Genomic DNA, 3,564 nt, shown 5'->3' with positions numbered 1-3,564 from the left:
GCAGCGCGCTCACCGCTGGCATCAGCGGCGCGGCGGGCTTCGAGCACTTCGAGGAAGCTCGCCAGCCCGGCCCGGAACCGGGTGTCGGCAAGGCTCGCGGCGCGCTGCAACTCGTCGCGCTCCCTGATCGCAAGCTGCGCTTCGGTGTCGGCAGCGGCAACGAGGCCATAGGCCGCCTCGGCATCGCCCAACGCCCGGAACACCGCGCCGCGATAGGCGGCGAAGGCCGCACGCTTGTCGGCGGCGGCGGCATCGATCCCGGCGCCCACACGTCCGAAGTCGAGCAGCGGACCGGCGATCCCGGCGGCGAGCGTGCCGACCAGCGAGTCCTCGTCGAAAATATCCTCCGGGTCGAAAGCGAGCAGGCCGATCACGCCGCTCAGCGTCAGGCGCGGGAAGCGGGCGCGGGCGGCGGCGGCAAGATCGGCATCGCTCGCGGCGAGATTGGCAGCGGCGGCGGCGACATCGGGCCGGTTGGCAAGCAGTTCCGATGGCAGTGCGGCGGGTGCAGAGATGGAATCGGCCAGCGCGCCCGGCTGCGACAATGCGGCGTTGACGCTGGCGGCATTGCTTGCGGTCAGCGTGATGAGCCGCCCGACGATCCGTGCGCGTTCGCTGGCAAGCGCGGCGAGCCGCACTTTGGATCCGCTTGCGGCAGCCTCGGCCCGGACCCGGTCGAAGCCGGGCGCGATCCCGGCGTTTTCGCGCACGCCAGCAAGTTCGGCGAGTCGACCGGCAGCGGCAACATCAGCTTCGATCGCGGCGGCGCGCGCGTCCAGCACCCGCCAGTCGGTCACGCTGGCAGCAATTTCGCTCAACAGCGCGATCCGCACACCTTGTGCCTGCGCGCTCGCCGCATCGATCCGGGCGAGCGCGGCGCGCTCCTGCGCTTTCAGGCGGCCGAAGATATCCGCGTCCCAGCTGGCGGTGATATTCGCCCCGTAAAACGTCTGTTCGGCCGGGATGATCCCCTGTTGTCCGGCGGCGCCGAACTGATTGGGGTTGATGCGGTTGCGGGTCACATCGGCATCGGCGGTGAGGTTGGGCAGGCGCTCGGCCCCGGCCCGGCGCGCGCCCGCACGTGCAGCTTCGATCCGCGCGGTCGCTTCGGCGAGGCTCGGAGCATTTGCGAGCGCGGCTGCGGACAGCGTGCGGTAAGCAGGATCACTATCCGGCATCAACGCAGCCAGCTCGGCACCGGGCGCAGCATCGGGACGGTAGAAATAACTCTCCGGCAGGTCAGGCGCCGGAGTGGCGATCCGGGGTGCAGGCCCGGCCACGCAGGCCGCCAGCGCAAGCGGCAGCAGTGCGACCGTCGTCAGCCGACGCAGGACGAGATTGGCGCGCGGCATCGCTCAGTTCTCCCCGTCCGTCGGCGCGTCCCTGGCGGGGATGAAGGCATCGACCTGCTGGCCGACGCGGAAATCGTCGCTTTCGGGCAAGGCGTAGATCAGTTGCAGCACCCGCACGTCGACGCGTTCTGCGGCGCTGTTGGTGAGCGAGCGCTTGGGCACCACCTGCGGCTCGGCGCGCACAAAGGCCGCGTTGACGTGGAGTTCGGCCGCCCCGCGCGGGCTGACCACAGCGGACGCGCCGAGCTTGACCCGGGCGGCTTCGTTCTCGTCGATGTCGATGCGCACGTGCAGCGGATCAGTCTGCCCCATCTGGATGAAAGGCTGGCTGTTGGCCCCCCCTTGGGTCGCGACGAATTCGCCCGGGCGGATGTTGACGGCCAGAATCTCTCCCCCAATCGGCGCACGCACGGTCAGGCGATCGATCTCGGTCCGCGCGGCGGCAGTGGCAGCTTGAGCTGCTGCCAGACGTGCGCGGGCTAGGCTGAGGCGGCTGGTCGCTGCTGCTTCCTCGCCCTCGGCACGGATCACTTCTGCGCGGCTGACGGCGGCGGGATCGGTCAGGCTGCGGTAGAGGTCGAGCTGCTGGCGAGCGGTGCGCTGGGCCGCGATGGCCTCGCCGATGGCGGCGCGTGCCTCGCTGATCGCGGCATCGGACTGCGCCAGAGTCGCGCGCGCGGCCCGCGCATCGACGAGGAACAACACTTCGCCCTGTGCCACCTTGTCGCCCGGCTTGACCCGCACGTCGGTGACGAGCCCGGACAGCGCCGAGCCGATGTCGATCACCTCGCTCGCGGGCTCGACGATACCCGCCCCCGCCACGCGCGCCGCATTGGCGAGCGCGCCGACTGCCTTGGGCGGCTGTTCGGCGGGCTGGGTTGTCGAGCGATCAGGCAGGCCGAAGAAGATCAGCCAGACGGCAAGCGCCACGCCGATCAGTGCGATGAAGGGGAGGATCTGGCGAGCAAAGCTTAGATTGCGGAACATGGCGTCCTCGGCAGGTTCGAAAGGGGGAGGGATAGGGCAGCGATAAGCGGCAGGGCGGGATCAATGACCATCGGGCATCTCCTCGCCGTCATGGGTGACGCGTCCGTCTTCCAGCACGATGATCCGGTCTGCGAGGTCGAAGATGCGATTGTCATGGGTGACGATGACGCAGGCACGATCGGGCGCGACCGCGACCTCGCGCAGCAGGTCCATTACCCGGCGACCGGAACTGGCATCGAGCGCAGCAGTCGGCTCGTCACACACCACCAGACGCGGCTCGTGCACCAGCGCGCGGGCGATGGCGACGCGCTGCTGCTGCCCGCCCGAAAGCTGGCGCGGGAGCTTGTCCGCCTGATTGCCGATATTGAGCTTGTCGAGCAGCACCTTGGCGCGCTCCCGCGCTTCCTCTCGCGGCATCCCTTGCGCGATCAGCGGCACGGCAGCGTTGGACGCGACATCGATTGACGGGATCAGGTTGTATTGCTGGAAAATGAAGCCGATGTTGTTGAGCCGGAACTTGACCAGTTCGGTATCCGATAGCTTGTAGATGTCGGTGCCGAAGACCTTCACCTCACCCTCGGTCGGCCACAGGATTCCGCACATGATCGAGATCAGCGTGGTTTTGCCCGACCCGCTTTCGCCCACGACATAGGTCATCTCGCCCGAACGAATATCGGCATCGATCCCGTGGAGCACGCGGATGGTGGTCTGCCCGGTTTCGAAGTCGCGGGTGATGCCGCGCGCGCAGATCGCCGATTCAGGTGCGCAGCCGCCGATGGCTCTGGTGTCCATGATGGCTCCCTCGCTCACCTGAACACCGAAGCCGGTTCGGTCTTGAGCACGCTGCGGATCGCGATCAGGCCGGTGATGGCAAGGATGATGACGACCGCGATCAGGCTGATCAGCGGGATCTGCCAGGGGATGTAGAAGCCCTTGAAGAAGGGATTGGCGCTGAACCCTTCGATGAAGAGCACCGTGCCGACCACGCCCAGCGAATAGCCGATGGTGCCGACCATCCCCGCCTGCACTGCCACCATCTGCACGATCTTGGCATTGGTGACGCCGATTGCCTTCAATGCGCCGAACTGTTTGATGTTGTCGCGCAGAAACAGGCTGAATGTCAGGCCCACGATCGCAATCCCGACCACAAAGCCTAGAAACACGGTGATGCCGAAATTGGTCGGGATGCCGGTATTTTCGATGATGAAATTGACCCCCGCCTGCG

At 67.3% G+C, this 3,564-nt stretch carries 4 protein-coding genes; all 4 read right to left on the bottom strand.

Annotated elements, in window-relative coordinates; genetic code table 11:
- A partial coding sequence (locus Q0L48_RS16660) for an efflux transporter outer membrane subunit (RefSeq protein ID WP_296722828.1) occupies positions 1-1,352 on the bottom strand: 1,352 nt, incomplete at its 3' end.
- A gap of 3 nt (positions 1,353-1,355) precedes the next feature.
- Positions 1,356-2,339: an efflux RND transporter periplasmic adaptor subunit gene (locus tag Q0L48_RS16655; RefSeq protein WP_296722826.1), complete on the bottom strand. Its 984-nt coding sequence runs from the start codon at positions 2,337-2,339 to the stop codon at positions 1,356-1,358.
- A gap of 60 nt (positions 2,340-2,399) precedes the next feature.
- Complete coding sequence (locus Q0L48_RS16650; RefSeq protein WP_296722825.1) at positions 2,400-3,131, bottom strand: ABC transporter ATP-binding protein; 732 nt, start codon at positions 3,129-3,131, stop codon at positions 2,400-2,402.
- Between the two features lie 14 nt (positions 3,132-3,145).
- Positions 3,146-3,564, bottom strand: a 419-nt coding sequence (locus Q0L48_RS16645; protein ID WP_296722823.1) for an FtsX-like permease family protein, incomplete at its 5' end; no start/stop codon positions are given.

Origin of the sequence: Erythrobacter sp. (genome assembly GCF_024305245.1) — a bacterium.
Taxonomy (GTDB): domain Bacteria; phylum Pseudomonadota; class Alphaproteobacteria; order Sphingomonadales; family Sphingomonadaceae; genus Erythrobacter.
This window is presented reverse-complemented; position numbering and strand designations above follow the sequence as displayed.